This window comes from Dapis hubbardiae BLCC-M172 (assembly GCF_050016015.1).
GTDB lineage: Bacteria > Cyanobacteriota > Cyanobacteriia > Cyanobacteriales > Microcoleaceae > Trichodesmium.
Window position 1 is genome coordinate 9582 of the sequence record NZ_JBNHEQ010000161.1, and the last position, 25693, is coordinate 35274.

16 protein-coding genes are annotated in these 25693 nt (G+C 34.1%); 7 read left to right on the plus strand and 9 right to left on the minus strand.

Features of this window, described 5'->3' with window-relative positions; all coding sequences use genetic code 11:
- Window positions 1-399 precede the first annotated feature (399 nt).
- Complete coding sequence (locus tag ACP6PK_RS14125; protein ID WP_426560144.1) at window positions 400-4059, plus strand: hypothetical protein; 3660 nt, start codon at window positions 400-402, stop codon at window positions 4057-4059.
- A gap of 238 nt (window positions 4060-4297) precedes the next feature.
- On the opposite strand, the gene ACP6PK_RS14130 is transcribed toward ACP6PK_RS14125, so the two are convergent.
- The 3 genes from ACP6PK_RS14130 to ACP6PK_RS14140 all read right to left on the minus strand — a co-directional run bounded on the left by ACP6PK_RS14130 (window position 4298) and on the right by ACP6PK_RS14140 (window position 7610).
- Window positions 4298-4522, minus strand: coding sequence for a sensor histidine kinase (locus tag ACP6PK_RS14130; RefSeq protein ID WP_426560209.1), 225 nt, complete (start codon window positions 4520-4522; stop codon window positions 4298-4300).
- Window positions 4523-6061, minus strand: coding sequence for a hypothetical protein (locus ACP6PK_RS14135; RefSeq protein WP_426560145.1), 1539 nt, complete (start codon window positions 6059-6061; stop codon window positions 4523-4525). It abuts the gene before it with no gap.
- A gap of 925 nt (window positions 6062-6986) precedes the next feature.
- Window positions 6987-7610: an SWIM zinc finger family protein gene (locus ACP6PK_RS14140; RefSeq protein ID WP_426560146.1), complete on the minus strand. Its 624-nt coding sequence runs from the start codon at window positions 7608-7610 to the stop codon at window positions 6987-6989.
- Between the two features lie 447 nt (window positions 7611-8057).
- Between ACP6PK_RS14140 and ACP6PK_RS14145 the strand changes: the two genes are divergently transcribed.
- The 3 genes from ACP6PK_RS14145 to ACP6PK_RS14155 all read left to right on the plus strand — a co-directional run bounded on the left by ACP6PK_RS14145 (window position 8058) and on the right by ACP6PK_RS14155 (window position 15277).
- On the plus strand, window positions 8058-9404 hold the full coding sequence (locus ACP6PK_RS14145; protein WP_426560147.1) for a TldD/PmbA family protein: 1347 nt from the start codon (window positions 8058-8060) through the stop codon (window positions 9402-9404).
- 364 nt (window positions 9405-9768) lie between these two features.
- Entirely contained in the window at window positions 9769-13812 is a 4044-nt protein-coding gene (locus ACP6PK_RS14150; RefSeq protein ID WP_426560148.1) for a PAS domain S-box protein, read from the plus strand.
- A gap of 511 nt (window positions 13813-14323) precedes the next feature.
- Window positions 14324-15277 carry a diguanylate cyclase gene (locus tag ACP6PK_RS14155; RefSeq protein WP_426560149.1) on the plus strand — a complete coding sequence of 318 codons (954 nt, stop codon included), beginning with the start codon at window positions 14324-14326 and terminating at the stop codon, window positions 15275-15277.
- 638 nt (window positions 15278-15915) lie between these two features.
- Here ACP6PK_RS14155 and phnD read toward each other — a convergent pair.
- From phnD to pedR, 6 genes are all read right to left on the minus strand, one after another.
- The gene (gene phnD, locus ACP6PK_RS14160) at window positions 15916-16914 is read right to left on the minus strand and encodes a phosphonate ABC transporter substrate-binding protein (protein WP_094676586.1); all 999 of its coding nucleotides are present in this window, start codon (window positions 16912-16914) and stop codon (window positions 15916-15918) included.
- A 512-nt stretch (window positions 16915-17426) separates the two neighbouring features.
- Window positions 17427-18185, minus strand: coding sequence for a cobalt-precorrin-6A reductase (locus tag ACP6PK_RS14165; RefSeq protein WP_426560150.1), 759 nt, complete (start codon window positions 18183-18185; stop codon window positions 17427-17429).
- A gap of 312 nt (window positions 18186-18497) precedes the next feature.
- Window positions 18498-19343: an OmpA family protein gene (locus ACP6PK_RS14170; protein WP_094671700.1), complete on the minus strand. Its 846-nt coding sequence runs from the start codon at window positions 19341-19343 to the stop codon at window positions 18498-18500.
- 420 nt (window positions 19344-19763) lie between these two features.
- Window positions 19764-21224: a hypothetical protein gene (locus ACP6PK_RS14175; RefSeq protein WP_426560151.1), complete on the minus strand. Its 1461-nt coding sequence runs from the start codon at window positions 21222-21224 to the stop codon at window positions 19764-19766.
- A 507-nt stretch (window positions 21225-21731) separates the two neighbouring features.
- The gene (locus ACP6PK_RS14180; protein WP_426560152.1) at window positions 21732-22022 is read right to left on the minus strand and encodes a hypothetical protein; all 291 of its coding nucleotides are present in this window, start codon (window positions 22020-22022) and stop codon (window positions 21732-21734) included.
- A 385-nt stretch (window positions 22023-22407) separates the two neighbouring features.
- Window positions 22408-22671: a photosynthetic electron transport-dependent transcriptional regulator PedR gene (gene pedR / locus ACP6PK_RS14185; protein WP_426560153.1), complete on the minus strand. Its 264-nt coding sequence runs from the start codon at window positions 22669-22671 to the stop codon at window positions 22408-22410.
- 236 nt (window positions 22672-22907) lie between these two features.
- On the opposite strand from pedR, the gene ACP6PK_RS14190 reads away from it, so the two are divergent.
- The 3 genes from ACP6PK_RS14190 to ACP6PK_RS14200 all read left to right on the plus strand — a co-directional run bounded on the left by ACP6PK_RS14190 (window position 22908) and on the right by ACP6PK_RS14200 (window position 25209).
- Entirely contained in the window at window positions 22908-23897 is a 990-nt protein-coding gene (locus ACP6PK_RS14190) for a carbohydrate kinase family protein (protein WP_426560154.1), read from the plus strand.
- A gap of 81 nt (window positions 23898-23978) precedes the next feature.
- The gene (locus tag ACP6PK_RS14195; RefSeq protein ID WP_426560155.1) at window positions 23979-24503 is read left to right on the plus strand and encodes a DUF937 domain-containing protein; all 525 of its coding nucleotides are present in this window, start codon (window positions 23979-23981) and stop codon (window positions 24501-24503) included.
- A 505-nt stretch (window positions 24504-25008) separates the two neighbouring features.
- Window positions 25009-25209 (plus strand): hypothetical protein, encoded by a 201-nt coding sequence (locus ACP6PK_RS14200; protein ID WP_094671307.1) that lies wholly within the window; start codon window positions 25009-25011, stop codon window positions 25207-25209.
- Window positions 25210-25693: the final 484 nt, after the last annotated feature.

Sequence of the window (25693 nt, forward strand, 5' to 3'; positions counted from 1 at the left end):
AAAGATGTCTATGAGAAAAATCTACAAGTCAAATATTATAGAAAAATCAGAATTTCGACTCAGACTTGAGACAAAAGTGGAAAATTTTCCTTGAGGTTAGGTTTGTCTGAACTCTCGTTTTTTCCCTAGATAAGATTTCGGGAAAATTTGGCAGTTACTCTCTAATAAGGTAGAGAAAATATCTGAGAGATTTATGGTAGAGGGGTAGGAATTTTTGCCAAAGATGTCTATGAGAAAAATCTACAAGTCAAATATTATAGAAAAATCAGAATTTTCGATAATAGTTTAGGCAAATGTGAAAAACTTTCCTTGGGGATAGACATTTAATGAGTCTGTTTTTCCTTTATGGAAAATCGTGGCAAAATATAATTATGCACAAAATTTTTATAGGTTAGTCAGATGGGAAAATTTAGTATTAGAGAACATTCAGGGTTTATCTTTGAAGATGGATTTAATGTAGGAGTTATTAATTTGCTTCAAGCATATAATATTCCAGGAAAATATGATATTTATCTACCTTTTTTACAGAGGTTAAAACTGAAAAATTTAGCAGAGGCGATCGCTGATGATATTGGTATTGTTTCACCTAGACAAAGAGATGAAGTTTATGACTGGATGTTTCACATATTTGCTACGGGTTTTATCAAAGCAAATATTTTGGTTGATAACTGGTTGCGTCACATTGGGTGGGGAAAATATAAACCAGCGTCTAAAAGTAAACCGGAAAGATGGGAAGCAAGAAATGTGACTGTTGAATATTTCCAATGTTGTTTTTGGGATAACAATACTATTCAGCAAATAAGCAACAATGAAAATGGAGAAAACTATTCTCTTGATATTCCTGCAAAACAACTGGGGATAACACCAAACCCCGCAAAATATAAAGACACGGGAAAATTTTTAAACTCAGACTGTATTTTACTGCTGAAACAAAAAGATAGTCGTACCCAAGAAGATAGATATGCTTTATTTGTTGCCGACTTATCAATTTTTGTGCTGAAAGAATTAATTGATATTAAACCTCTCAGAAATTATGAAACTATTGAGAAAATTATTTCTAAAGAGTACAACTACCGTCGGGGTAAAAGTATTTTTTCTCAGGTGGGAGTCGATATCGGAAACGAGGAAAATTTACTAGAGAATAAATATGGAGATTATCTCCTCAGTTTACTTCCAAAATTTGATGAAAAAATTAATGCTTTTCCCAAAACTGATAAGGAAATAGTGAAAATTATTCAAGCAGGAAGTTATGCAGATAATTTTATTGAATTTGCCGCAGAAAATCAGATATTTAATTCTTCTGAATTATCCCATATTCAGGTTTTAGGAATTAGCGATCGCCTGGAGCAAGCAGTTACTGGTAATGGTGGTAATCAAAATTTTCTAACTTTTCTCAAAAATTGTGGTTCTTTGTACAAACAAGTGAGGAAAAAAAATTCGGAAGCTGCTAGAAAAGAAATCAAAAATAAAGTGTTTAATAAAATACTTAGGGAGTTTGAAAAGAATTTTTCACGGAATTTTATTCGAGATATTAAAACTAATACTGCCACAGAGAAAGAAGAGTTTAATTTTTCCTATACCGAAGAAATAGATGAATTTAAAAATACTGCTGATGAGTGGGATAACCACAAACAAGAAGTTATAAAAGCTTTAAGTCAAGAGGATAATTTGCTCTTACTTCAAGGTGCCCCCGGAATAGGTAAAACTACGGCAGTTGTAGAGTTTCTTCAAGAATTAGAAAATAACTATTTATTTATTTACCTATCACCTAGAATTTCTGTCAATCAAGATATACAAGAAAAACTTAAAGATCAGGATGGAAATGTCAGTCAAAATCTTATTTATATCCAAAGTAACTCAAATTTAATCCGCGCTAATGGAGGTAATAAAGCTGTAAGTTGTATTAAGGGTAGTCTGGTAAATTTGCCTAAGTCTACAAGTGTTAAATTTCTGGAAAATGAAGATTTGGATAAGAGCTATAAACAAATAGCATCTAGAGAATCTCGCGATAAAATTGTTCCTAATGAAAATCTCAATAGGGGAGTTTTAGATTCTATTTTTTCAGCAATAACTGATTTGATAAATTTCTATAAAAAACAAGATATAGGAATTAATATAGTAGCTACATCTGCCACACAGTCTCTCAAGAAAAATGCCGAAACTGGCAAATTAACATTAGACCACTTCGACAAAATATTTCATGCTGCTTATGACAAAAGAGATGGGAAAATTTTACCTCACAAAATGCGGGAAATATCCAGAGTAATTCCTAATATTATAATTATGATTGATGAAATTACTGGTGATGATGGAGGGGTGTATTTTTTCCATGAATTAATCAAGAAGTTACAGAAATATGAATTGTTAGATAATCAACATGAATTTAATACTAAAATTATCGTCGCAGATGCTTCCCTTGCCGATATTTCAGTTGCTAATGATTATTTACAATCTCAAGACCCGGAGTCAAGCAAAATTTATATTCGTCCAGGTAGAGGAAATAAGAGCAATATTCTGCAAGAATTTACATTTAATAAATTACAAGGATGGGCAATCAATACTTCTACTTATCCTGCTAAAAGTCTAAAAGTTGAATACGATATTCTGATAAAAACCCTAAAGTTTGAAAATTTAGATAGGGAGTATAAAGTCAGAGACGAATTAGAGAAAAAACAAAATCAGAGATTATTAGATGATATTGAATTGAGAATGACACAGGAGCCAACTATTGTTTATATCCAAAATAAAAGAAGACTAGAAGAAATTATCACGAATTTGACAAACAGACTTGCTGCAAAAGGTAAAGGTTTTAAAGAAAAAGAAGATTACCTAATAATTCATTCTGATATTTTAGACAGAGCTTCAATCTCAGAATATCAAGATAAAGTAGATGTAATATTTATGACTGCCAGTGCTTCAAGAGGATTATCTTTTAAACGAGTGAGGCATATATTAGCAGTAATTCCTAATTTTGAAATAGAAAGAAACTTGATGGAAATTACTCAACTTATCTATAGAGGTCGTGGAGATAGAAATATAGACCAAAATCAAGAAAAGTATCTCAAATTTTATATTAGTTCTACATTATTATATAGCTCTGAATCTCCAGAATTAGCATATAAAGAAAGTCTCTCAAACTTGTTAATATTAATGGCAAATCTCCAAGCTGCTGTGAAAACTCGTATATGTGGAACCGCAAATATTGGTAAGTTTAATTGTGCTGTAATTCCAGTTGGGGGAAAAGCTATTTCATCCCCTGGTCAATCAATAGGAGCGACTATTTCAGAATTTGTCAATGGTCTGAGAAAAGCTTATATAAATACTGGTTTTAAAGATGTTGTTGTTAACAGATTAAAAACTGAACTAGAACAAATATTCGCTGTAGAAGAGAGAGAAATTAAAAAACAACTAAATAGTTATCTAGGTTTAATAGATAAATTTCAGAAGTTTCATCAAAATAATGGGTTATTTAGTGATTTTTTGGCAATAGGAAAACTGCAAAATGCTTATATAAATGGTGGTTTGATATTTATACCCTTAAATAATCGGGGTGCTGAGAATTATGAAATTAGTTTGTCTACAATTAATAAGACGAATTTACAGCAATTATTTAAGGATTTAACTATGATTAGGAAATCTGAAAATTATCCATTAAGTCTTAAAAACGGATCTGAGGATGTATTAGGTATTATTCGGAAAATAGAAAATTCAGAGCAGTCACAAACTTTAAGAGACGAAAAAAGTTTTTCTGACCAATATTTAGCTATCCATACATCTACCCTTACTATTGGTAAACTACCTGAAACAAATAACTTAGAACTTAATCAAATTAAAGAGAAAATCAGAGAAAAATTTCAGCGTTATATTAAATCAATGTATTCTAGTAATAGCTTTCTACCTGTGACTAAAAACTTTGAAAATTTCCCTTATTTAAGTTTTCGTTCTCTAACATTAGAAAGTCAATGGCATCGACTATTCGACCAAAATCTTTTAGTAGCTTCCCCAGAAATTAATACTCTATCTTTGATGCTTTATAGTGAGGATAAATCTGGAAAATAACTTATATCAAGTGTGATAAATGTTTGTTACAAATGGTAGGGACGTTGCATGCAACGTCCCTAGGAAAGAAGGAAGAAGGAAGAAGGAATAAATATTGAATAAAAAAAGGGAAAAATGATAGATATAGCTATCTAAAATTATTAGATTAGTCATCAGTATATGTCCTAAATTTTTTTTATTTGCTCTAATTTGTATACAAAAAAATCAATAAATATATGAAAGTTTATTTTGACAATAATTAACCGAGATTCTGTTTAACAGGAATCTTAATTATAAATGTTGTTCCCTCCCCTGTTGCAGAACAACAAATAATATTTCCACCATGTTTTTCTACAATTATTTGATAACTAATAGATAATCCTAATCCTGTACCTTTACCTGTAGGTTTAGTCGTAAAAAAAGGGTCGAAAAGCTTTTTTTGTACTTCCTGTGGTATGCCAGGCCCATTATCTATAATTCTAATTTATAGCCAGTCTGTTGTAATTATTTCTGCATGAATTTTAATCACACTGGCATTCTTTTTTATCTCTTCAATTGTTCGTTGTTGATTATATTCATTAATAGCATCAATAGCATTACCAATAATATTCATTAAAACTTGATTTAGTTGATTAGGATAAAAATCTATGAGGGGTAAATTTTTATATTCTTTGACAACTTTAATTGCTGGATATTGAGAATTAGCTTTCAAACGACTTCCTAAAATTATTAATGTGTTGTCAATCGCTTCTTGAACATCAATTTTTTCAAATTCTGCTTTATCTAGTCGAGAAAAGTTGCGCATAGCTACAATAATTTCATAGATTTGCTCAGTACCATTTCTCATTGATTTATATATTTTATTGAGGTCTTTTACTAAGAATTCAGGATCTATTTCATCTATTTTTTCCTCAACTTCAGGTACTGGAATAGGATAATATTTCTGATATGTAGCTAATAGTTTAATTAAGCTTTCCGTATATTGTTGAGCATAAACAATATTGCCTTTAATAAAGTTAATTGGATTAGTAATTTCGTGAGCAATTCCCGCAACCATTTGTCCTAAACTAGACATTTTTTCACCATGAAGTAATTTGGTATTAGTTTCCTCTAATTTAGCTATTTTTGCTTGTAGCTCCTCAATAACTTTTTCTAAATTTTGAGATTGGGTTATTGTTGATTTTTGGGAATCATTTAATAATTGGTTTAATGCTTCTACTTCAGATTTAAGATTATCAATATAATTATGTTGTTCGTTTACATCTTTAACTTGATTAATAATATTATATTGCCCTGAGTTGATAAAAATATTATTGTCATCAAAAGGTAAAATTGCCATTTTGATATTTAAGGTTAAGTGACGCAATAAATCTAGAGTAACTTTTGGCAATTCTACTTTGAGAAACATTAGTACAACAAAGGTATCTCCTAAAGGTAATAAACCTCCACATCCTAGAACGGATTTAACATTAAACGGAATTACAAATGATTTTTTTGCTGGAATATAAGGACTATCTAAAGCATCAGGTACATAAAATATTTGACAAATTTGTTTTTCTACATCAACAAATAAAGTAGGGTCTGGTTGAATAAGTATACCAGGTTCTAGACCTAATTGTTTTATCATTTGAGATATCATTGGAGCTTTAGCGATCGCCTCTTCATTAACTAGGGGAATTGCTTGATGTCCTAATGATTGATCTCGATAATTCCATTCTGGTTTTTCACCAGCAGTTGCTAGTAGAGTTAAGCATTTTAAATCATACTTAATATCTGTTTTTTTCAAGATATTTTGTACATATTTTTGTAATTCAGGAGTTAATTTTCCGTAGGAATGAGTTTTAAATAAACGGATAAGTACACAGGATTTTTCTTGGGTTTGGAGATTAACTAAATTTTCATATAGATATTTAATAATTACGTTACTAGCTGCTTCCATACTCTGAGAATCTTTTCCCAAGCTGCGCAGCATTAAACCACATTCAGACAAATCTCTGACATTAAATTCAGTTAGGTCATACATAGGTTAACTGTTTCCTAAAAAATGTTTAACCTAATTTTAACATCTCTATCAATTATTTCAGTTACCAGTTACCAGCTATCACTACTTTTTTTAAATACGACCTCTACTGGGAGATATTATGCCAAATTAATCAAAGTAATATTACACTTCAACAGTCAAATATTTACTAAGTTTTTTATCTATTTTTGACAATTATTATTTGGTTAGTAATGATTATTCCTACTTTTAATATCTCTCTATCTTTCCTTTCCTGCCTAAAATTCTCGATCCAATCAAATATAGCAATATTTTTGATAAATGGTATTAGGGGTGGGTATCCTTTGAAGTAAAGTATAATAAACATTTATAAAATTAATATTAAGTAGTCGTGCTTTTAGTTAAGAATTTTCTAGTTAAGATAGGGAACAGAGAGTTAATAGAATGTGTAATTAATTTTGCTTATGAACTTACTATAGCAATTCCCAAAAAGCGTGAGGTACAAAATTCCCTAGTTTTAGGGAACACTTAACTGGTATGGAGGGAGTAGGGAATAGTAATTCTGGTTCCGTAGGAATAGATAAAGAAGAAAAACGACTGTACCTCATTACCTTGGGAAACGCTATACTATGTAGGGAAGTTCCATACAACTATACAACTTCCCTACCTACTCCCTATTTCCTTTTACCGAAATAATTAATAATTAAACAATTAAATAATTAGATCATTCAGGTTTAAAGCCTCCCCTTGAATAGGGAAAAAAAGTGCTAGTGCCACTACGCGGAAGTCAAAATTAAAAATTCAAAAGTATTGTAAGGTAAGGCTTTTAGGATTTTGTAACTGGTCACTTATTTCCGCCATTCTGCACTAGGATATTTCCAGACCTTCAATTCCGTAACGGTTTTAACAAGAGGTAATTATCCATTATCAATTATCCATTATCCATTAATCAAAGACCTAAATCAGACTTAGCAACTTCAGCCATAGCCAATAATTTTTCATCCCACTTTTTCCCTGTATTTTGTTGTAAATATTCTGCTAAAGAACCCCATCCATTTGATTGTAAATACAAATGAGTAGCAATTTGATGTTTACAAATACTATGACGATAAACCATATCAGGACAACTACAGCCAATATTATTTACCTCAGCTACAGTTCCTTTAATTGGATTTCTAACCACAGAACTAACAGCAGTCAACTCAACTTCTAGTTTTTCTAAAGCAGCTCTATTATATCTTTCGAGAAAAGCGTGTATTTCCGAATAAATAATAAAATACTTGCCATTTTCTGCATTTATGTTAATCCCAGAAGTCTGAAAATTATAACTGATAATTTTGCTAAAATTGCGCTGTTTAATTTGCAAAAAACAGAGCAAATAATTCAGAAACTTTGCTTTAGATAAAAAAGTGCTGCACCGTCCTTTTGAAGTTCTATAAACTATTTGAGGAGTTTCAGAAATCCCAACAGGTTTAATACTTTCAATCTTAATTTCTAAAGGTACTAATGCCTGAATTTCTGAATCTATTTCGCGAGAAAAATGAGTGGATTTAATACCAATGCAATTAACCATGATATAATCCTCTTATGATTTAACTTTTTTTTCCAGGCGCTCTATGAAAAAGCCAATCAGATGAGCGCCTTTTATATTACAATTATACTTCAATAAACAGGAATCGACAACCATTGAAAGTTACTTCCTGTAAAAGACTAAAGTCTTTACTACAAACCGAAAAAATCTCAACCAAAGGGGAGTGTGGGGAGAAACTACAACCAGAGGGGTTGAATTAACTTTTTGAGAGTAAATTGGAGCCACTCTTTTTCAGCTATTAGCTGTCAGCTAGCCTCCTAGCTAGGTCAGAACTACGTTAACAGGAATAAGACCCGGCTTTTGTAGTAAGATTTAACTGTGGCTTAATAAGACCCCGCCCTTAAGCGAGGTTTAAAAAAGCTTTTATCTAAAACTAAAAGCAATAGCTGACGGCTAACGGCTGAATACTTACAATAACTGATAACTGAAATGACCACAGAAATTAAACCAAATCTTCTCAGTCAAGACGAAGCATTATCCTTAGTAGAAACAACCGTAAAAAAATCTGACGCCGAAGGTATTTTCGTTAGTCTTAGCAACAACGAATCATCCCTAACTCGCTACTCAGAAAATCAAATTAGCCAAAATATTAGCAAAACAAAATTTGAACTTAACATCACCAGTTATTTCGGCACTCGTTGCGCCACCGCTTCCACTACAGAACTAGATCCAGATGCCATTACAGCCACCATTCGCCGTTCCGAAGAACTGGCCCGCATCGCCCCACAAGACCCAGAGTGGGTCCCACTGCTCGAACCCCAACAATACGAAAATAGGACTCCTGCCTTTGATGAGTTGACTGCTACTATCTCTCCCTTAACACGAGGAGAAATAGTCCAACAGGTATGCGCCATGAGTGCCAAAGCAGAGGTAGATGGTTCCGGTACTCTGAGTACAGATACATCTTTAGGAGCGATCGCTAACTCACTTGGGTTACGCGGATGTAACAAATATACAAAAGCGGACTTTAGCTTTACGGCAAGAATCGAAAATGGCTCTAGTTGGAGTCGTCGCACTGCCTGGGGAATCAATCAACTACCTACTGAAAGTATGACTGAAGAGTTGATTAACCGTGCTTTTGCTTCTCGCCAACCCAAAGAAATTAGTCCTGGTGTTTATCCTGTCATTTTCAGTGGAGCTGCTTTAGCCGATCTGTTGATTTGGCTAATATTTAATCTGGATGCACGAGCAGCAGATGAAGGGCGATCGTTTATGTCCCGTACTGACGAAACTGGGAAACCAGAGGGCAACCGAGTCGGGGAACAAATGTTTAGTCCGTTGGTACATTTACAACGTTATCCTGGTCATCCTTTGTTGCAGTTAGGGAATTTTTCTGGTGATGGGTTGAGTAATCATTATCTGGACATAATTAAGGATGGTGTGCCACAAACCTTATCTTATAGTCGGTATTGGGCAGCTCAACAAGGCAAACAACCTACTGGATCTATGTTCCCAATAGTGATGCAGGGTTCAGAGCAAAGTTTGGCAGATTTGATTTCGCAGACGGAACGAGCAATTTTGGTGAATCGTTCCTGGTATGTACGTTATGTGAATCCCCGGACTTTAGAGGTAACAGGGATGACACGGGATGGTACTTTTTGGGTTGAGGATGGGAAAGTAGCTTATCCCATTAAAAATTTGCGGTTTAATCAGGTTTTGCCAGATATGCTAAGGGATGTGGATGCTGTGAGCAAACTAGATCGTTATGGTAATAGTGTTTTGCCTGGGGTGAGGGTGAAAGCGTTTAATTTTAGTAGTGTGACTGATAGTATTTAGATATAAAACAGGGAGTAGGGGAGTGGGGGAGTGGGGGAGTGGGGGAGTGGCAGTTCTTCCGCAGGAGACTAACTAATATAGCACTCGAAGCAAAGGTTAGGACAATTATAAATCCTAAAAGCCTTTGATAGTCTGAAGTTCCCTGTTCCCTGTTCCCTGTTCCCTTTTCAAGTAGCCCTATAACTGATATAGCGTTTCCCAAGCTAATGAGTACAGTTGTTTTTCTTATTTATCTATTCCTACGAAACGAGAATTACTACTCCATACTCCCTCCATACCTGTTCCCTGTTCCCTAAAACCAAATAATTTTGTACTTCACGCTTTTTGGGAATTGCTATAACTGATAACTGATAACTGAATAAATATGCCTAAAATCAATGAAAATTTAAGAATATATGAACGAATATTTTCCTTAAGTGGTGAGGCTATATGTTTATTAGATACCAACTATAACTACCAATTAGTTAATCCAGCATATCTCAAATTAATTAATCAAAAATCTGAACGGGTAATTGGGAAAAATATCAAAGAAGTTTTGGGAGAAAAAACATTTGAATTTTTTTTAAAACAACCATTTGAAAGATGTTTAGCAGGAGAAACTGTAGAAATTCAGGGGTGGCTCAACTTAAATCGGATTGGCAAAAAATATATAATTCGTACTTATTCACCTTATTATGATGAAAATAGTAAAATTGCTGGAATTATTGCTAATTTGGTAGACCAGACAAATTTTCAGGCAGCAGAAATTGCTAGGCAAGAAAGCCAAGAATCCTTCCAAAAAATATTTGAAAATACTACAGAAGGAATCGCAATTTGCTCACTGACAGGAGAATTTTTACAAGTAAATCAGATTTTATGTGAATTTCTGGGATATTCTGAAGCAGAATTGTTAAACCTAAATTATCACCAGGTGACACAACCTAACAATCTAGAATCAGCATCAACATCAACCCCAATTCAGCAACTTATTTCTCAGGAAATATCCTACTTTTCCCAAGAAAAACAATATATTCATCAAAATGGAACTTTGGTTTGGGGTCAAGAAATAGGTTCGATAATTCGACACCCAGATGGTTCTCCTAAATATTTACTGTTGGCAGTTAAGAATATTAACTCTCAAAAATTAGATGAACTTATCCAACAACAAGATCGAGAACGACTAAAACGGATTTCTCATATCGGTAGTTGGCAGCTAGATGTTGCCACTAAAAAAATTAGCTTTTCAGAAGAATTATTGGAGATTTTTGGCTTTGAATCAGCAAATGCAGAACCTACCTATACTGAATATTTCCAGTATATCGATCCAGAAGATGGGGTGGAACTGCAACAGTGTCTTGACGAAGCAATAGCTTATGGTAATTCTTATAAAATTGACTTAAAAATATCTAGAACTGATGGTACTACTAGATATATAGAATTACGAGGTGAAGGGGTTAAGGATCGAGAGGGAAATGTCATCAAGGTATTCGGAACTGTATTTGATATTACTACTCGCCAAAAAGTAACAAAAACCCTACAACAACAAGAAGTAGAATTAAAGATTTTTGCTAAAAATCTCTTAGAAATTAACAAGCAACTTGCTCAACAAAAACAAATGCTAGCAGATATTTTAGACGGGTTGCCAATACCGATATTTCTCAAAAGTTATTGGGAAGAAGATCGGATTGAATTTCATTTTTTGAATCAAGCAGCAGTGGTAGGTTTTGGTTTAGAAGGAAAATCTTTGTCAGAAGTTAAATATGAGGATTTATTTGGTCAACACTATATGCAGTTTAAGTCTGACGATCTAAAAGTCTTAAAAACAGGCAAGCCTTTGGTAAAAGAAGAAACCTTTCACGATCCATCAGGAAAAAAATATCATATTATCTTAAATCGAACCTTGATCCAAGCAGGAGATACAAATACAAATAAAGATAAATTATTACTTGCTTGTGGTGTCGATATCACAGAGCGAAAAATTTTTGAAAATGCGTTGCGTGACAGTGAAGCCAAATTTCGGCAATTAGCAGAAAATATTCATCAGGTGTTTTTTGTTTTGTCTGAGCAAGGAGAAGTAATATATATCTCACCTGCTTATGAGAAAATTTGGGGTAGAAGTTGCGCTAGTATATATGAAAATCCTGATTCCTGGTTATTGTCTGTTCATCCCGATGATCTTCGTACTTTGGTAGCAGCTTTCGAGATTCATATAGAGACTCAGGAACCTTTTGATGAAACCTTTCGGATCTTTCGTAATGATGACGAAATTCGTTGGATTCAAATTAGATCATTTCCCCTATTCAATTCTACCCGCAGAGTAATCCGCTTTACGGGTATTGCAGAAGATATTACTGAACGGAAACTAGCAGAAGAAGCCTTACGACAACAGCTTGAGCAAAGTCTTTTACTCAAACGCATTACTGATGGGATTCGTAGTAGTTTAGATACAGAAAAGATTTTCCAAATTGCTGTCGAGCAAATAGGGAAAATTTTCCAACCCAATCGTTGTTTAATTCATTTCTATATCCCTGATCCTGTAACGCAAATACCCTTGGCAGCAGAACATCTGATTGGAGAAGTGGAGTCAATGTTAGATATAAAAATACCAATAGAAGAAAATCCTCATCTGCAAAAGTTAGTGAGTCAGGAAAGTGCTATCGCCTCCAATGACGTTTATGCTGATCCCCTACTACAAGCAGTAACACCACTTTGTTGTCAAATTCAACTTAAATCAATGTTGGCAGTCGGTACTTTTTATCAAGGCCAGCTTAACGGAATAATAGGATTACATCAATGCGATCGCTACAGAGAATGGACAAATAGTGAAATTCAACTACTTGAGGCAGTTGCAGCTCAAGTTGGCATTGCTATCGCCCAAGCTAATCTACTACAGCAAGAAGTTGAACGCAAAAATGAATTAGCTGAAAATAATACCGCCCTCCTAGAAGCGAAACAACAAGCTGAAGCAGCTAATAAAGCTAAGAGTGAGTTTCTGGCAAATATGAGCCATGAAATTCGCACTCCCATGAATGCAGTATTGGGTTTTTCTGAGTTGCTGCAATCTTTTGTTACCGATCCTGTAGGTAAATCCTATTTAGCCTCAGTGTTGGCAACTGGTAAAACTCTAATGGCTCTGATCGACGACATTTTAGATGTTTCCAAAATTGATGCCGGAAAACTAGAGCTGAATTATGAACCTGTTGACATCACTTCCATAGTGCAGGAAGTCCAACAAATATTTCTGGCAAAATCTGCTGATAAAGGTCTAAATTACTACATGGAGATTTCCCCGACTGTACCTCATGCAATTTTATTCGATAGAGTACGACTGCAACAAATCCTGTTCAACCTAATCGGAAATGCTATTAAATTTACTGAGAGCGGATATATTAAGGTTTCTGTAAATTCATACAATGTTGATAATATTCAAAGCGATCGAATTGGTTTAGAAATCTCTGTAGAAGATACAGGAATTGGTATTGCTCCAGAAAAACAACAGGATATTTTTGATGCTTTTACTCAAAGTGACAGTACAACCAGTCGCAAATATGGAGGTACTGGGTTAGGTTTAACAATTACTCGTCGTCTTGTAGATATTCTAGGTGGTACAGTTGAGCTAGAAAGTGAGTTAGAAAAGGGGAGTAAATTTATCCTCAGTTTTCCTAGAGTACAAATTACACATACCCCTGTAGAATCTAACTTATTAGCAGAAAAAGATAACAATTTACGCCAGTTTTCCCCTTTAAAAATTCTAGTGGTTGATGATATAGCTTCTAATCGGGATTTAATTGCTGGATATTTTTATCAAACATCTCACCAACTGTTTTTTGCTGGTGATGGGGAAGAAGCAATCCAAATCGCAAAAGCAGAACTCCCAGATTTGATTTTTCTCAATTTGCGGATGCCTCGTATTGATGGTAGAGACACAGCGTTATTCTTGAAGCAAGATGAACAAACCAAACACATAGCGATCGTGATGCTGACTGCTTCATCAAAACTTGAAAATGAGTTTGACTTGAAGTTTTTATGTGAAGGGTTTCTCCGTAAACCTGTTAGTCGTACTCAGTTGGTGGCAGAAATGAAGAAAATTTTTCCGATTATTTCTGGTGCTACTACACCTGAAATTGAGACAGAAGAATTAGATAATTTTACCGAAACAAAGGTTATTTCTGGGAAACCAATACGATTAGATGAATTGCGAGATAAGCTGAATCAGGAAGCAGAAACTAATTGGCTAAAATTACGGCAAACTTTAGCTATAAGTGATTTGGAAAAATTTGTCGCTCGTTTGAATGTTTGGGCAGAAGAGCATCAGTGTCAGTTATTAAGAGAATATACTCAGAAACTAACTCAACAAATTGATGATTTTGACTGGGATAAAATTCCTGAAACTATTGACCATTTTACAGTAATATGTGATGCTTTATAGCAGTTTTCATGTTTTTTAGAGTACAGAGATTTGGGTTTAAAGGAAGAAGGCTCATATTACCTAGGAGAGAAGGAAGAAGTTTTTTTTCTAACTTTGTGAAAAGCGCTATAAAATATTATAAAGAGCTGTATATAATTGAAAAAATCTTGAAAAAAATGCCAGAACAAATTCCTGAATTATCTTTAATTGAGACAAGCCCCTAATTATTATTAACGAGCTATTAGCTTTTAGCATTTCCTGACGGAATGCTGTGCAAACAGCTAGCCTCCTGCGGAGGAACTACGTTTTTTCCTAACGGAATGCTCCGCAAACATGTCGCGTAGCGAAACAGCTTTTAGCTTGTAGGGGCGATTTCCGTTCCGGAATGCTCCTAATTACGCGAATCGCCCCTACTGGGTTTAAATCCCCGGTTTCTATAAACCGGAAGGTTTAGGAGGGGTTGAAATCTCCTTCTAAAGGTTTACTGCTGACTGCTGACCGCTGACCGCTAACCGCTTTTTTAATTAAGAATATGCTGAAAGAAGAACCATTTAAACCTGAAAATTTTTATATCCTTGCAGTTGATGATATTTCTACTAATCTGAAATTGTTAAGAGTAATCTTAGAACCTGTAGGTTATAGTCTGACTTTTGCCAAGGGTGGCTATCAAGCAATAGAAAGGGTTAAGGCTTCAAAACCAGATTTAATTTTACTAGATTTAATGATGCCTGACATGAATGGATTAGAAGTGTGTAAGCACTTAAAAAGCGATCCAGAATATGCTGAGATTCCGATTATTTTTATCACTGCTAGTAATGAACAGGAACACATAATAAATGCTTTTGAATCGGGAGCAGTTGATTATATTAATAAACCATTTAAAAAAGCCGAACTTTTGGCTAGAATTCGGAATCATTTACTCCTAAAACATACAATTGATGAATTAAAATATACACAAAAAGAGTTGCAAAATGCTTTAGCAAAAGTTCAAAAAATTGCCAATACTGACCCCCTTACAGGAGTATTAAATCGTCGTAGTTTGTTTAATTTTGGTCATCAAGAATTTAATCGCGTTAGTAGATATGGTCCGCCTTTTTCTATTTTATTAATGGATTTAGATCACTTCAAGAAAGTTAACGATAACTACGGTCATCAAGTAGGAGATATAGCTCTATGTACAGTAGTTAAAAGTATTAAAAATACTATTCGTAATGTTGATTTCTTAGGTCGATATGGTGGAGAAGAATTTATGGCTCTTTTGCCTGAAACTCATGGAGACCAAGCACTTACATTAGCAGAGCGAATTAGACAAATGGTAGCTAGTAATATTATTGAAACTGACCAGGGAAATCTCCGGTTAAGCATCAGCATTGGAGTTACTACATATTCTATTAAAGATCGGAGCTTAGATGATATGATATCACGAGCAGATAAAGGAGTTTATCAAGCAAAGCAACAAGGAAGAAATAAGTGCTGTTTAGTATAGTAATAAGTCTTTTTCTTAAATTAATAATTAATAATTAATAATTAACAATTATAGCACTCTAAGCAAAGGTCAGGACATTACTCAATCCTAAAACTCAGTCATATCAAATCCGGTTAAACAGTTATAGATTGGTTAAATCGTAATTGAGTCAGGAGTCAGGAGGAGAAAGAATCACAAACATTTAGTAGTTATGACGATTGGAGAATTTTTTTTTATGTCCAATCAAACGGATTTGATATCAGACATTACTTCTGAGTTATAACCACCTTGGGAAAGAAAGGGCGGGGTTGACTTCTGACTTGCGCGTAGCGCTATACCTCTTTTTCTTCTTCAAAAGAAGAGGATTGGATAAAAAGATTTTTTTAAATCATTCCCGCTTCATCTACCCTAAAAAACTTAACACCTTCTGTTTTTTCCTGTTTTATACCATTTTGAAAAAAGAATGTTACGAATAGTAAGAGCGATAAAAATACTTGACAGGAGATGTCCCTTGGACAAAAAATATGATTTATGACCTAAAAAATCGTATTAAAGCCATTCCCATGCGACTCCGTACGGACGCCCTTATGCAACGTCCCTACCTCCTGACTCCTAAAAAGTACCCTAGCTATTTGTAGCAAACATTTATCAAACTGGTATTAGTTACTTTTTACAGTTTGTAATTCTTGACGTAATTGTTCTAAATTTTGTTTATCTTTAGCACTTAAATTTTCCTTATTTTCCAACTCCAAAATTTGTTTAGCAATATCTAATTCTCGAATCGGATTCCAAGTTTGATCATTTGCTTGATCGAACCCAGACCAACCATGAGGTTTAAGAACTGCGGCATCTTTAAAGTTATAAAAGAAATTACGAATTTTCTGTTTTAAATCTGCTGGTAAATCTTTACGATAAGCAATGGGGTCACTAGGAATTAAAGTAGAAGTCCAAATAGTTTCTATATTTGCTCTTGCTTTAGGATTTGTTTGTTGTAGTCTATCTAAAGATTCATTATTATTAGTAGCTACATCTACTTGATTATTAGCTATTGCTAAAGCTGTTGCTTCGTGACTTCCAGAGAAAACTAAACGTTTAAATATTTTTTTTGGGTCAACTCCATTTTGAGCAAAAACATAGTAACTCGGTACTAAAAAGCCAGATGTAGAGTTCGGGTCATTAAAAGCAAAAGTTAAATTTGCTGCATTTTTTATTACATATTTATCTCCTCCCATTGCCTTAGCTTCTGCAACGATGGGGTTATTTTTGTTAGTAATTAAATGAGAGTAATAACCTTTACCACCTTCTGTATCTACTGTTTGAGCAAAGGCTTCTGCATTAGCACGTTTTGCTGCTTCAATATAAGATTTTCCTCCATACCAAGCTAGATGAATATTACCAGTTCGCATTGCTTCAATTACTGCTACATATTGAGTTACATAAAATGCCTTAACTGGTAAACCAATAGAATCAGAAAATGCTTTAATTAATGGTTCCCAAATTGGTCTTTGATTGGTTTGAGACTCGGTAGAAATAATGCCAAATTTTATTTCTTTAACCTGAGCTAATGTCTGAGATGACAAAGTTAAATTAGCTAATTTTGCTCCTGCTAATGATAAAGCAAATAGAGATGAATTTTTAACAAATTTACGTCTGTCCATAATCTTGTTTTATCTATCAATTAGAGTGGGTATTATTTCAGTTATCAGTTAACAGTATCTCCTGGAATAGGGAGGCTTAAAATCTGATATTCTGGTCAGTGGTAAGTAGTAAGCATCAGTTCTGTATTGTCTTGGAAACTAAGATGCTTAGATACAAAACCAAATACAAATCAATATTTGGGGTATTTTTTTGAAATTGTAAATATTATTCCTTAATGAATTTAAGTTTTGGTTAAAAAAAAATTAAGTTTTGGTTAAGCTTTACCACCTCAGAATTATAATTTAAAAGTTAGCGATCGCTACCAAATCAATAATAAGCATTACAGGTCATAATCGCAATAATTTTCAGATATTAATTTTTGCCAATTTTATTGAGAGCTAATGATTGACAAATGAGATATAAAAAGACTTTTTTTTGAGGTAAACTTTAAATTATAAACTACTTTGGCACATCTAAATAACTTTGATCACTTCCGGGGTAAAACAGACAAAAATTACTTTTCTCCCTATAGTCAATTACTATAATTTCTGAGCCAAGAAACTGCACTTTCTACATCACTAACTTGTTCTCCTCCAGGAAGAGACGGACGCTGTATCATTACCACTAGAATTCCTAATTCTCGTGCAGCAATAATTTTAGGGTAGGTAGCATCACCACCACTATTTTTACTGACTACTGCCTCAATTTCATATTTTTGCAAAAGCGATCGCTCTTCTTCCAGAGAAAAAGGTCCCCGCTCAGTCAGTATTTTTCCTGGAGGTACTGGGGTCCGTGGTTGTGGTGGTTCAATCATCCGCATCAGAAACCAGAGGTCTTTGAGGTGAGCATAACTTACTAATTCTTGGCGACCGATGCTCAGAAATATTCGTGAAGCTAATTCTGGTAAAACCCTAGTAGCAGCTTTGTTACTTTCGACTTCGAGCCAGCGATCGCCTTCAATCTTTTTCCAAGGAGGACGGACAAACATTAAACGGGGAATATTTAGTTCTGAAGTGGCGATCGCTGCATTCCAGGAAATTTGACTGGCAAAAGGATGAGTCGCATCAATTAAAAAATCTATTTTTTGTTCTCGTAGATAGTTTCTCAACCCAGATACACCACCAAAAGGGCCAATTCGTGTAGGGGTAGATGTCACAACAGGTTGACGAGTGCGACCCGCAAGAGAATTTATTACCTCTAACCCTGGTATGCTAGAGGCTAAAGCTGTTAGTTTCAAGCTATCTCCAATACCACCCAGAATTAGCACTCGTTTATGTTTTGCCGTAATCATTTCAGTTTTTCGTCATTGCGACTGACAGGGAAACCATCTCAAATCTTAGTTTTTCGTACCTCATGCGTAAGTCCTGTTAATGCAACTTACAGCCGTTTTCATTTCGCTAGACCACAGTAGGGGCAAATGGCCATTTGCCCCTACAGGATTTTGGTTATGAAGATGTGGTTCATCAATCTGAAAAACGCTGTAGGTATTTTTCAGACATAGTATACTTCAATCTCCCCTACTCCCCTACTCCCCTACTCCCCTACTCCCCTACTCCCCTACTCCCCTACTCCCCACACTCCTCACACTTCCCACCCTCTGACTTCATCTCTCAACTGCACTAGGAGTAAACCGAACTTCTATCCGTCGCCGACTCTGATCTGGACTTCGATTTGCCCCAGCATAATTTCCGGTGGGATTATATAATTGTGCAGCAGAATAAGCTCTAAATTTTAAGCCCAATTCTTGCAGACGAGGATTTTGTTGCAGTCTTTGTACCACTGCTAGAGCGCGCATTAAACCTAAATCTGCATTCGATCCTGCTGTTAAACTACTAACAGATTCATTACCCTTAGCAACTGGTTCTAACTGGGTATCTAAATTACTAATACTTCCCCTATTTACCTGACCATCAGTATGACCAATTACTTCAACAACATAACCTTGATATTCTTTAGCAAAATCCTCAATTTGTTTAACTAAATCTTCCTCAATAAAACCTTTTAAATCTCCCGATATTTCGGCACTTCCTGATGCAAATCTCCGAGACTGGGAATCTCTAATTACAATTACAGGTGGAGACTTCAATTTTTCAATTTCTGTTTCTAATTCTGTCACCCTATTCGACTTTTGTTCCAACTTGTCTTTGGAAGTAGTGACTAATCCTTGAAGTTGTGTAACTTGGTTTTGTAAATTTCCAACTTTTCCTTGTAAACCTGTTACTTGATTCGTCTTTTGTTGGAGTTGATTTTGTAAACGACTAATCTCTTGTTGTAGTTTGATAGCCCGATTTTGATTAGCATCAGAAATTGATTCTATAAACAGAGACTTAATAATAGCTAAGAGTAATAACAAACTTAATATCATAAAAGAATTAGACATTAAATCTGTAAAAGCTGGCCAAACTTCTAGGTCGCGATTATCCTCAATAATTCGTGAACGATGACGCATAATTATAAAATTAGGGAATAGGGAATAGGGAATAGGGAGTAGTAATTTGAGAAACGCCATATCTTGACTAAAATATAGCTAGTGTTTTATAGGGTTTTGGTTAGCAATAAATAAGGTCTCAAGCTTCCACTTTCAAGGGAATAAAAAAGGAAATTTCGGATTTTATTGCCTTCTATAGTCATTTCAAATAAGGATGAAACACTTTTTTAGCTAGAACACCCTTTCCAGGAAAGAAACACTCGTCCCAGTCTTATTCAGAATGACTATAAATCAGCCGGAGGTGTTAACAATTGATAACTGAGTTACCGAAAAATTAAGGTATAAATCCTCTCCATTCATGGAGAAAAAAAAATTCCTTTTAGGCAATCCTCTTATTTATAATAAGAGGTAATAATTAATTATTAATTATTAATTGTTGAACTATTGATTTGCTAGTTTATCAATAGTGTGTGTCAGACGATGAATTTCATTTTTAGTTGCATGCATTTGATTTATATATTCCTGTAAATTTGTCGCTATGACACTTAAATGGGAATTATTAATATTAGCTTGGGTACTCATACCTTTATTTATTTGGTCTCCTAAAGATTTAATGCTCTGACTAATACCATCGGTAGAATTATTCAAGGCATTTGCTAAAGTTTTTAGTTGGATTTGTACTTCCTCTAAATTATCTGCTTTAGATACTACTCTTCTTTGCAAACTATCTAGAGTTCCTACAGCTAAATTAAAACCTTGTGACGCTTCCTGTAGTTGCCTAATCATCTCCGCAAAAGATTGTTGATTACTTTGATGAGATTCTAATAGTCTTAATGAAGTTTGATTACTATTAGTAACTTGTTCTCCAAACTTAGCTAGTCTCTTACTATATCCCTGGAGTTCAATTACTACTATTTCAATCGCTTGAACAGCAGCAGCTAGAGTAGAAGTTGACTGGGAAAAATTACTTTGAATATTGGCTAATTCTGCTGTAGAATTAGCCAACTTTTGCGGAAATTGACTATGTTCAAATATCTGTGCTACCTCTAGAAATCTATCAGAAGCTATCTGAAAATCTTTAGAACTTTTAGCAACGGTAGCAGCAGCTTCTCCTAATCTTACAAAAGTCTGTTCTGCTAATTTACTTGTAGTAGCATTAGCATTATGAATTTCTTGAATTTTATCTTGTAAAGCTGACTCTACTCCTACTCTAACTGTTTGACCAAATCTTGTTAAAAATCCTTCAAAGGAATAGGCGACAGCTTTTACTACTTTGTCAATCTGAGTTTGACCTTCAATAGTTTGTAAGTAAATATTATCTAAATAATCTTCTAGTAAACTAACTAATCTAGTTTTGGCAAGGCTAGTATTAAAAATCAAATTAACTGATGTAACTATAGCACTAAATAATATTGCTACTAAGCTGCTCGTAAAAGCAGTTCCCATACCTTGTAATGGTACTTCTAATTCCTGGAGCAAACTACTAACATCGGTAGCATTAGTATCACTAATTGTCTGGCTCAAAGAAGTTAAATTAATAGTAATACCGACAAAAGTTCCTAATAATCCAAAAGATACAAGTAGATTAGGTAAAATACGACAAAAATATTCTATTTGTTCATAAGAAACTAATCCTAATAATCGCTGTCTACTATAAACTTGATCTATTAATGCTCCTGTATTAACTTGTTCTAGTTTACTACTAGCATCGGCAAATCTTCCCTCTAAATATTCGATAAATCTTGGCTTATTTACTGACTGCTGATTAATGAGTCTCCTAACTTTATTTCCCTGATTTGCTAAGTCAAAATAAAGTACCATCCTTAATAGGATAGCTACAAAAGATGGTACAATTACTAATATAATTATTAGAGGTATTAAATAAGATGGTATTGGTGGCATATTAACATCTCTGATGTTTGAACAGTTATAGCATTTTTGATGCAGGTAATTTATCCTACAGATTACCTGCTTCTTATTCCCTAATTAAGAATTTTGTTTAATATTTTAATATTTATAGATATAATCTGGTTATATAGTAGACCTAGGCGTGAAAAATATATAGATTTTTTGCGCATAGTAGGGAGCAGGGAACAGGGAACAGGTAAGATATTTTTACAAAAAAGGCTGGAAAAATGATTTTTTATGGTGACTTTTTCTTTCTTTAGCTAATATAACTAAAAGGTTTATTTATTTTCCACCAGATGTCTAGTATATGTTTATAAATATACTTCAATATTTAATCTCCCCTACTCCCCTACTATCCCAGCTATAATAATAAGTATTTAACCAGATTTAATTATAGAGGGGTTTTAAGACTAGCAATTTAGAACAAAATTAATCAAAAAATCAGTAGAGGGGACTTTGATTAGTCCCTAGTATTTTGATCGATAGACATCTCTATCACTACTAGCTATCATCTAAATTTTCTTCCCAATGACCAAATATTTCTTCATAATAGGCCAAGATTTGGTCTACTTTTTGACGAATAGCATCTTCAGCATCTTCAGCATACTCTAACCATAATCCTCCTACTTGGCTTTTGTTGTAGTCAAATAGCTCTGAGGAAGGAGGAGAAAATAAACCAACTTGTACTTTGCCTACTTGACGTAAATGAGCTGCTACTTCTCGATAGACTGCGAGTGGGAGTCCCTGACAGCTCAATTGATAACGTTGTTGTTTCTGTTTCGCAGTCTCCATTCTAGTATTTACTCATTGAAGAATTATGTTGGGTTGGCTAATCCATAAATACCTGACGAGCATTAGCACTATTCCCATTCTAACATGACTTATTAATAATTATTTAATCAAATCAAATCAGGGAATTTATTTATATTATTGGTCATCATTCATCTCACTGCTAACTCCAATTGGGGACTTACCAATGGATAATTGATAGTTGATAGATAATTGATAATTAATCCCCAAAAGTTTAAAACTTCTCCTTTTCAATGGATAATTGATAATTAGAGATAGTTTTCACGAGCCACGAGCCATTATTCATTGTTAATTATCAATTAATGAATAGATTCCTCTAACGACATTGATTTAAAATAAATAATTTTCCAAACTTATGATTTAGTAACTATTCAGTTTGCTGTTCTACATTACAACAATTTATATCATCCAAACATACTTTGCCCCACTGCAAAGCCCACCGAACCAATTCTACTCGATTATGAGTAGAAGTTTTACTAAGAATATTACTAATATGGTTATCTACGGTTCGTTTACTAATTTCTAGCTTCTCAGCGATTTTTTCATTGGTCAATCCATCTGCTACTAGCTCCAGAACTTGCAATTCCCTATCAGAAAGGGATATATGGGTTTGAGACTTGCAACCGGTCATAACTTTTTCCTATATGTGTATATCTGCCTAATTATAATTTTAGAGACATCTTGACAAAAATTACATTAATGACAATCTATTAAGTGGTAAAAGTACAGGAAAGCCTCTAGAAAGTGGAATAAATTTCTTTTTATGATTAATATCTAAAGAAATTTTTGATTTTGGTAGTCATCAAAATCTTTAATTATTTCCTATTTTTGATTACCAATTTATAGTTTTCAGATACTTAAATCAATATGACCCATCCCTATGCTATTTGCCTTGGTGAAATTTTATTTGATTGTCTAGCGGACCAACCTGACAAAACTTTAAATCAAGTTGACTCTTGGACAACCTACCCTGGTGGCGCACCTGCTAATGTTGCCTGTGGTTTAGTCAAGTTGGGTACTTCTGCCACCTTGATTAGCTCTGTGGGTGAGGATTCAGAAGGTAAAAAACTGGTACAACTTTTACAGGAAATAGGGGTAGATACTTCAGGTATCCAGGGACATCCTTATGCACCAACACGAAAGGTCTATGTTTTACGTTCCACAACTGGGGAGCGTGAATTTGCTGGTTTTGGAGAACATCCAACAACAGAGTTTGCCGATACCCACCTTAAAGCTGAACTGCTGCCAGAATCTTTGTTTTTGAATGGTGAATTTTTAATCTTAGGAACTCTAGGACTAGCTTATCCTGAAACTAGACAAACTATTTATCAAGCTCTTGATTTGGCTGACCAATATCATCTTAAGATTATGGTAGATGTCAATTGGCGTCCTTCATTTTGGCCTAATCCTGATGATGCTAGGACACTGATACATTCTTTACTAAAAAGAGTAGATTTTGTCAAGCTTTCTCTAGAAGAAGCTGAGTGGCTATTTGATTCTACTGACCCTGGTGCAATTACTTACAGATTAGATTCGGTAGAAGGTACATTAGTAACAGCAGGTAATCAAGGGTGTGCTTATTATTTGTCAGAAAATGAAGGAAATGTACCTGCTTTTTCACTAGATGTTGTAGATACTACTGGTTCAGGAGATGGGTTTGTGGCAGGTTTTATACATCAATTGCGTCAATATGGTATTCGCCGTTTACAGCAACCAGGGGTAGCAAAACAAATTGTTACTTATGCTAGTGCTGTGGGGGCGTTAACTGCTACTCAAGTAGGAGCAATTACGGCTCAACCTACTGCTGATGAAGTAGAAACTTTTTTGGGTAGCTATTTAAATCAGTCAAATGGATAATGTATAAGAGTTCAGTGAGGGTAAAATACTCTCTGAACTGTTTGTTAACAACTGAAAAAAAGTTAATTAGAGTTAAAAAATATGGGACTTTTCGATCAAATTGTTGGTGCTATTAATAATCCTAATCAAGAGGCTAGTAGTAGTCAATTGGGTAATATTCTTGGTACAGTGCAGCAACTAAGCGGTAATCTAGGAGGAGATTTTGGCGCAACTCAAGCTGCCATGTCAATTTTGGGTGGTCATGTACGTTCAGCTTTACAACAAAAACGAGAAGAGTCAGGTAGTACAGGAGTTCAAGAAATTATCAATCAATTTGCAGGTACAACTCCCAACCCCCTAGCGCTTGCTTCTCTATTTTCCCCTAGTCAAATAACTGATATTGCTCAAAGTATATCTGAAAAAACAGGTTTTGATGTCTCACAAATTCAGAATTTACTACCTGCTTTAGTTCCAGTAATTCTCAATTTATTAAAAACTGGCAATGACACTCAAAATTCTGAGGAAGCATCTAATAATGTTTTAAATAGCTTTTTGGATGCTGATGGAGATGGAGATGTTGATATAGCTGATGTAATGGGAATGGCAGGTCGTTTTCTTGGTGGTTAATGAAATAAGAGCTGATTTGTCAACTTAGCTGTTTGCTAGTATTCTCCAGGAAAAGCATTATATTACCAAATAATTAATAATTAAATAATTCAGGTTTAAACACTGCCTTTTAAAGGAAAAAAATCTTTTCTTTAATTGCTTAATTCTCTCCCTAAAAGGGAGAGGTAATTATTAATTTTTTTTGCTGTGGCTGACATGATAATTGTTAATTGTATAATTGCTATAATGACTGGATTTATAAATCAGCTCTAATACCATTTTGAAACAAGAACTTTATGAATAATAAGTGTAATTAAATAAAGGACTTTACCAAAAATGTTCCTTTGATGAAAAAGAGAATTTCATAGCTCAAAAATGGTATCGAAGTAATTCATTCTCTACGTCGCTAATCCGAGGGCTACCCTACCTGACTCCTAATAAATAGCCTAGTTATTTTTAGCAAACATCCATCGAATTGGTATAAGTATCTATTTAATTTATATAACATATTAAGGGAGTCGTTAAAGTGTCTAAGAAGAAACCATATTTTGCTCAAAATAACAAACTAGATCCTTATGACCATGGTGCTAAGTATTTTTGGACATTAGAAGAGGCTGAAGCATGGTTAAGGTCAGAAAATGGGGGAACTGTAAAAAAACGTAATGCAGAAGTAGTATATGTTTTTGGCGAGCCTATAAGAGTTTGGGGTGAGGTGTTGAAGGTTTAATTAGGGTTTGCTGAAAAAGTATTTTTAGGGAGTAGGGAGTTGTTAGAATAAATGAGAATTATAGAGGAGGTAGTCTAAAGAATTTTTACTTGATTTTTCTGCTCTTATCTTCTCAAAATACTCACATTTTGCAGCTATAGGTAGCAAAAAACCTCCTCTTTTTTGCCACACGCAAAGCCTAAAGTATTAACAGATAAAAGATGCACAATTTTTGACGATATCTCTAACAATAAAAAATTCAATTTATATATATATCGTACACAAATAATCAATTATTTTCCCCCTATTCCCTATTCCCTCCATACCTATTCCCTGAATATGTACAATTTTTGACGATATCTCTAACAATAAAAAATTCAATCTATATATATATCGTACACAAATAATCAATTATTTCTCCACTATTCCCTATTCCCTCCATACCTATTCCCTATTCCCTGAATATGTACAATTTTTGACGATATCTCTAACAATAAAAAATTCA

Coding starts and splice junctions, on each gene's coding strand:
- ACP6PK_RS14125 (WP_426560144.1), top strand. CDS start 400: ATGGGAAAATTTAGTATTAGAGAACATTCAGGGTTTATCTTTGAAGAT.
- pedR (WP_426560153.1), bottom strand. CDS start 22,671: ATGACCGGTTGCAAGTCTCAAACCCATATATCCCTTTCTGATAGGGAA.
- phnD (WP_094676586.1), bottom strand. CDS start 16,914: ATGGACAGACGTAAATTTGTTAAAAATTCATCTCTATTTGCTTTATCA.
- ACP6PK_RS14150 (WP_426560148.1), top strand. CDS start 9,769: ATGCCTAAAATCAATGAAAATTTAAGAATATATGAACGAATATTTTCC.
- ACP6PK_RS14190 (WP_426560154.1), top strand. CDS start 22,908: ATGACCCATCCCTATGCTATTTGCCTTGGTGAAATTTTATTTGATTGT.
- ACP6PK_RS14155 (WP_426560149.1), top strand. CDS start 14,324: ATGCTGAAAGAAGAACCATTTAAACCTGAAAATTTTTATATCCTTGCA.
- ACP6PK_RS14145 (WP_426560147.1), top strand. CDS start 8,058: ATGACCACAGAAATTAAACCAAATCTTCTCAGTCAAGACGAAGCATTA.
- ACP6PK_RS14140 (WP_426560146.1), bottom strand. CDS start 7,610: ATGGTTAATTGCATTGGTATTAAATCCACTCATTTTTCTCGCGAAATA.
- ACP6PK_RS14170 (WP_094671700.1), bottom strand. CDS start 19,343: ATGCGTCATCGTTCACGAATTATTGAGGATAATCGCGACCTAGAAGTT.
- ACP6PK_RS14195 (WP_426560155.1), top strand. CDS start 23,979: ATGGGACTTTTCGATCAAATTGTTGGTGCTATTAATAATCCTAATCAA.
- ACP6PK_RS14175 (WP_426560151.1), bottom strand. CDS start 21,224: ATGCCACCAATACCATCTTATTTAATACCTCTAATAATTATATTAGTA.
- ACP6PK_RS14180 (WP_426560152.1), bottom strand. CDS start 22,022: ATGGAGACTGCGAAACAGAAACAACAACGTTATCAATTGAGCTGTCAG.
- ACP6PK_RS14165 (WP_426560150.1), bottom strand. CDS start 18,185: ATGATTACGGCAAAACATAAACGAGTGCTAATTCTGGGTGGTATTGGA.
- ACP6PK_RS14135 (WP_426560145.1), bottom strand. CDS start 6,061: ATGTATGACCTAACTGAATTTAATGTCAGAGATTTGTCTGAATGTGGT.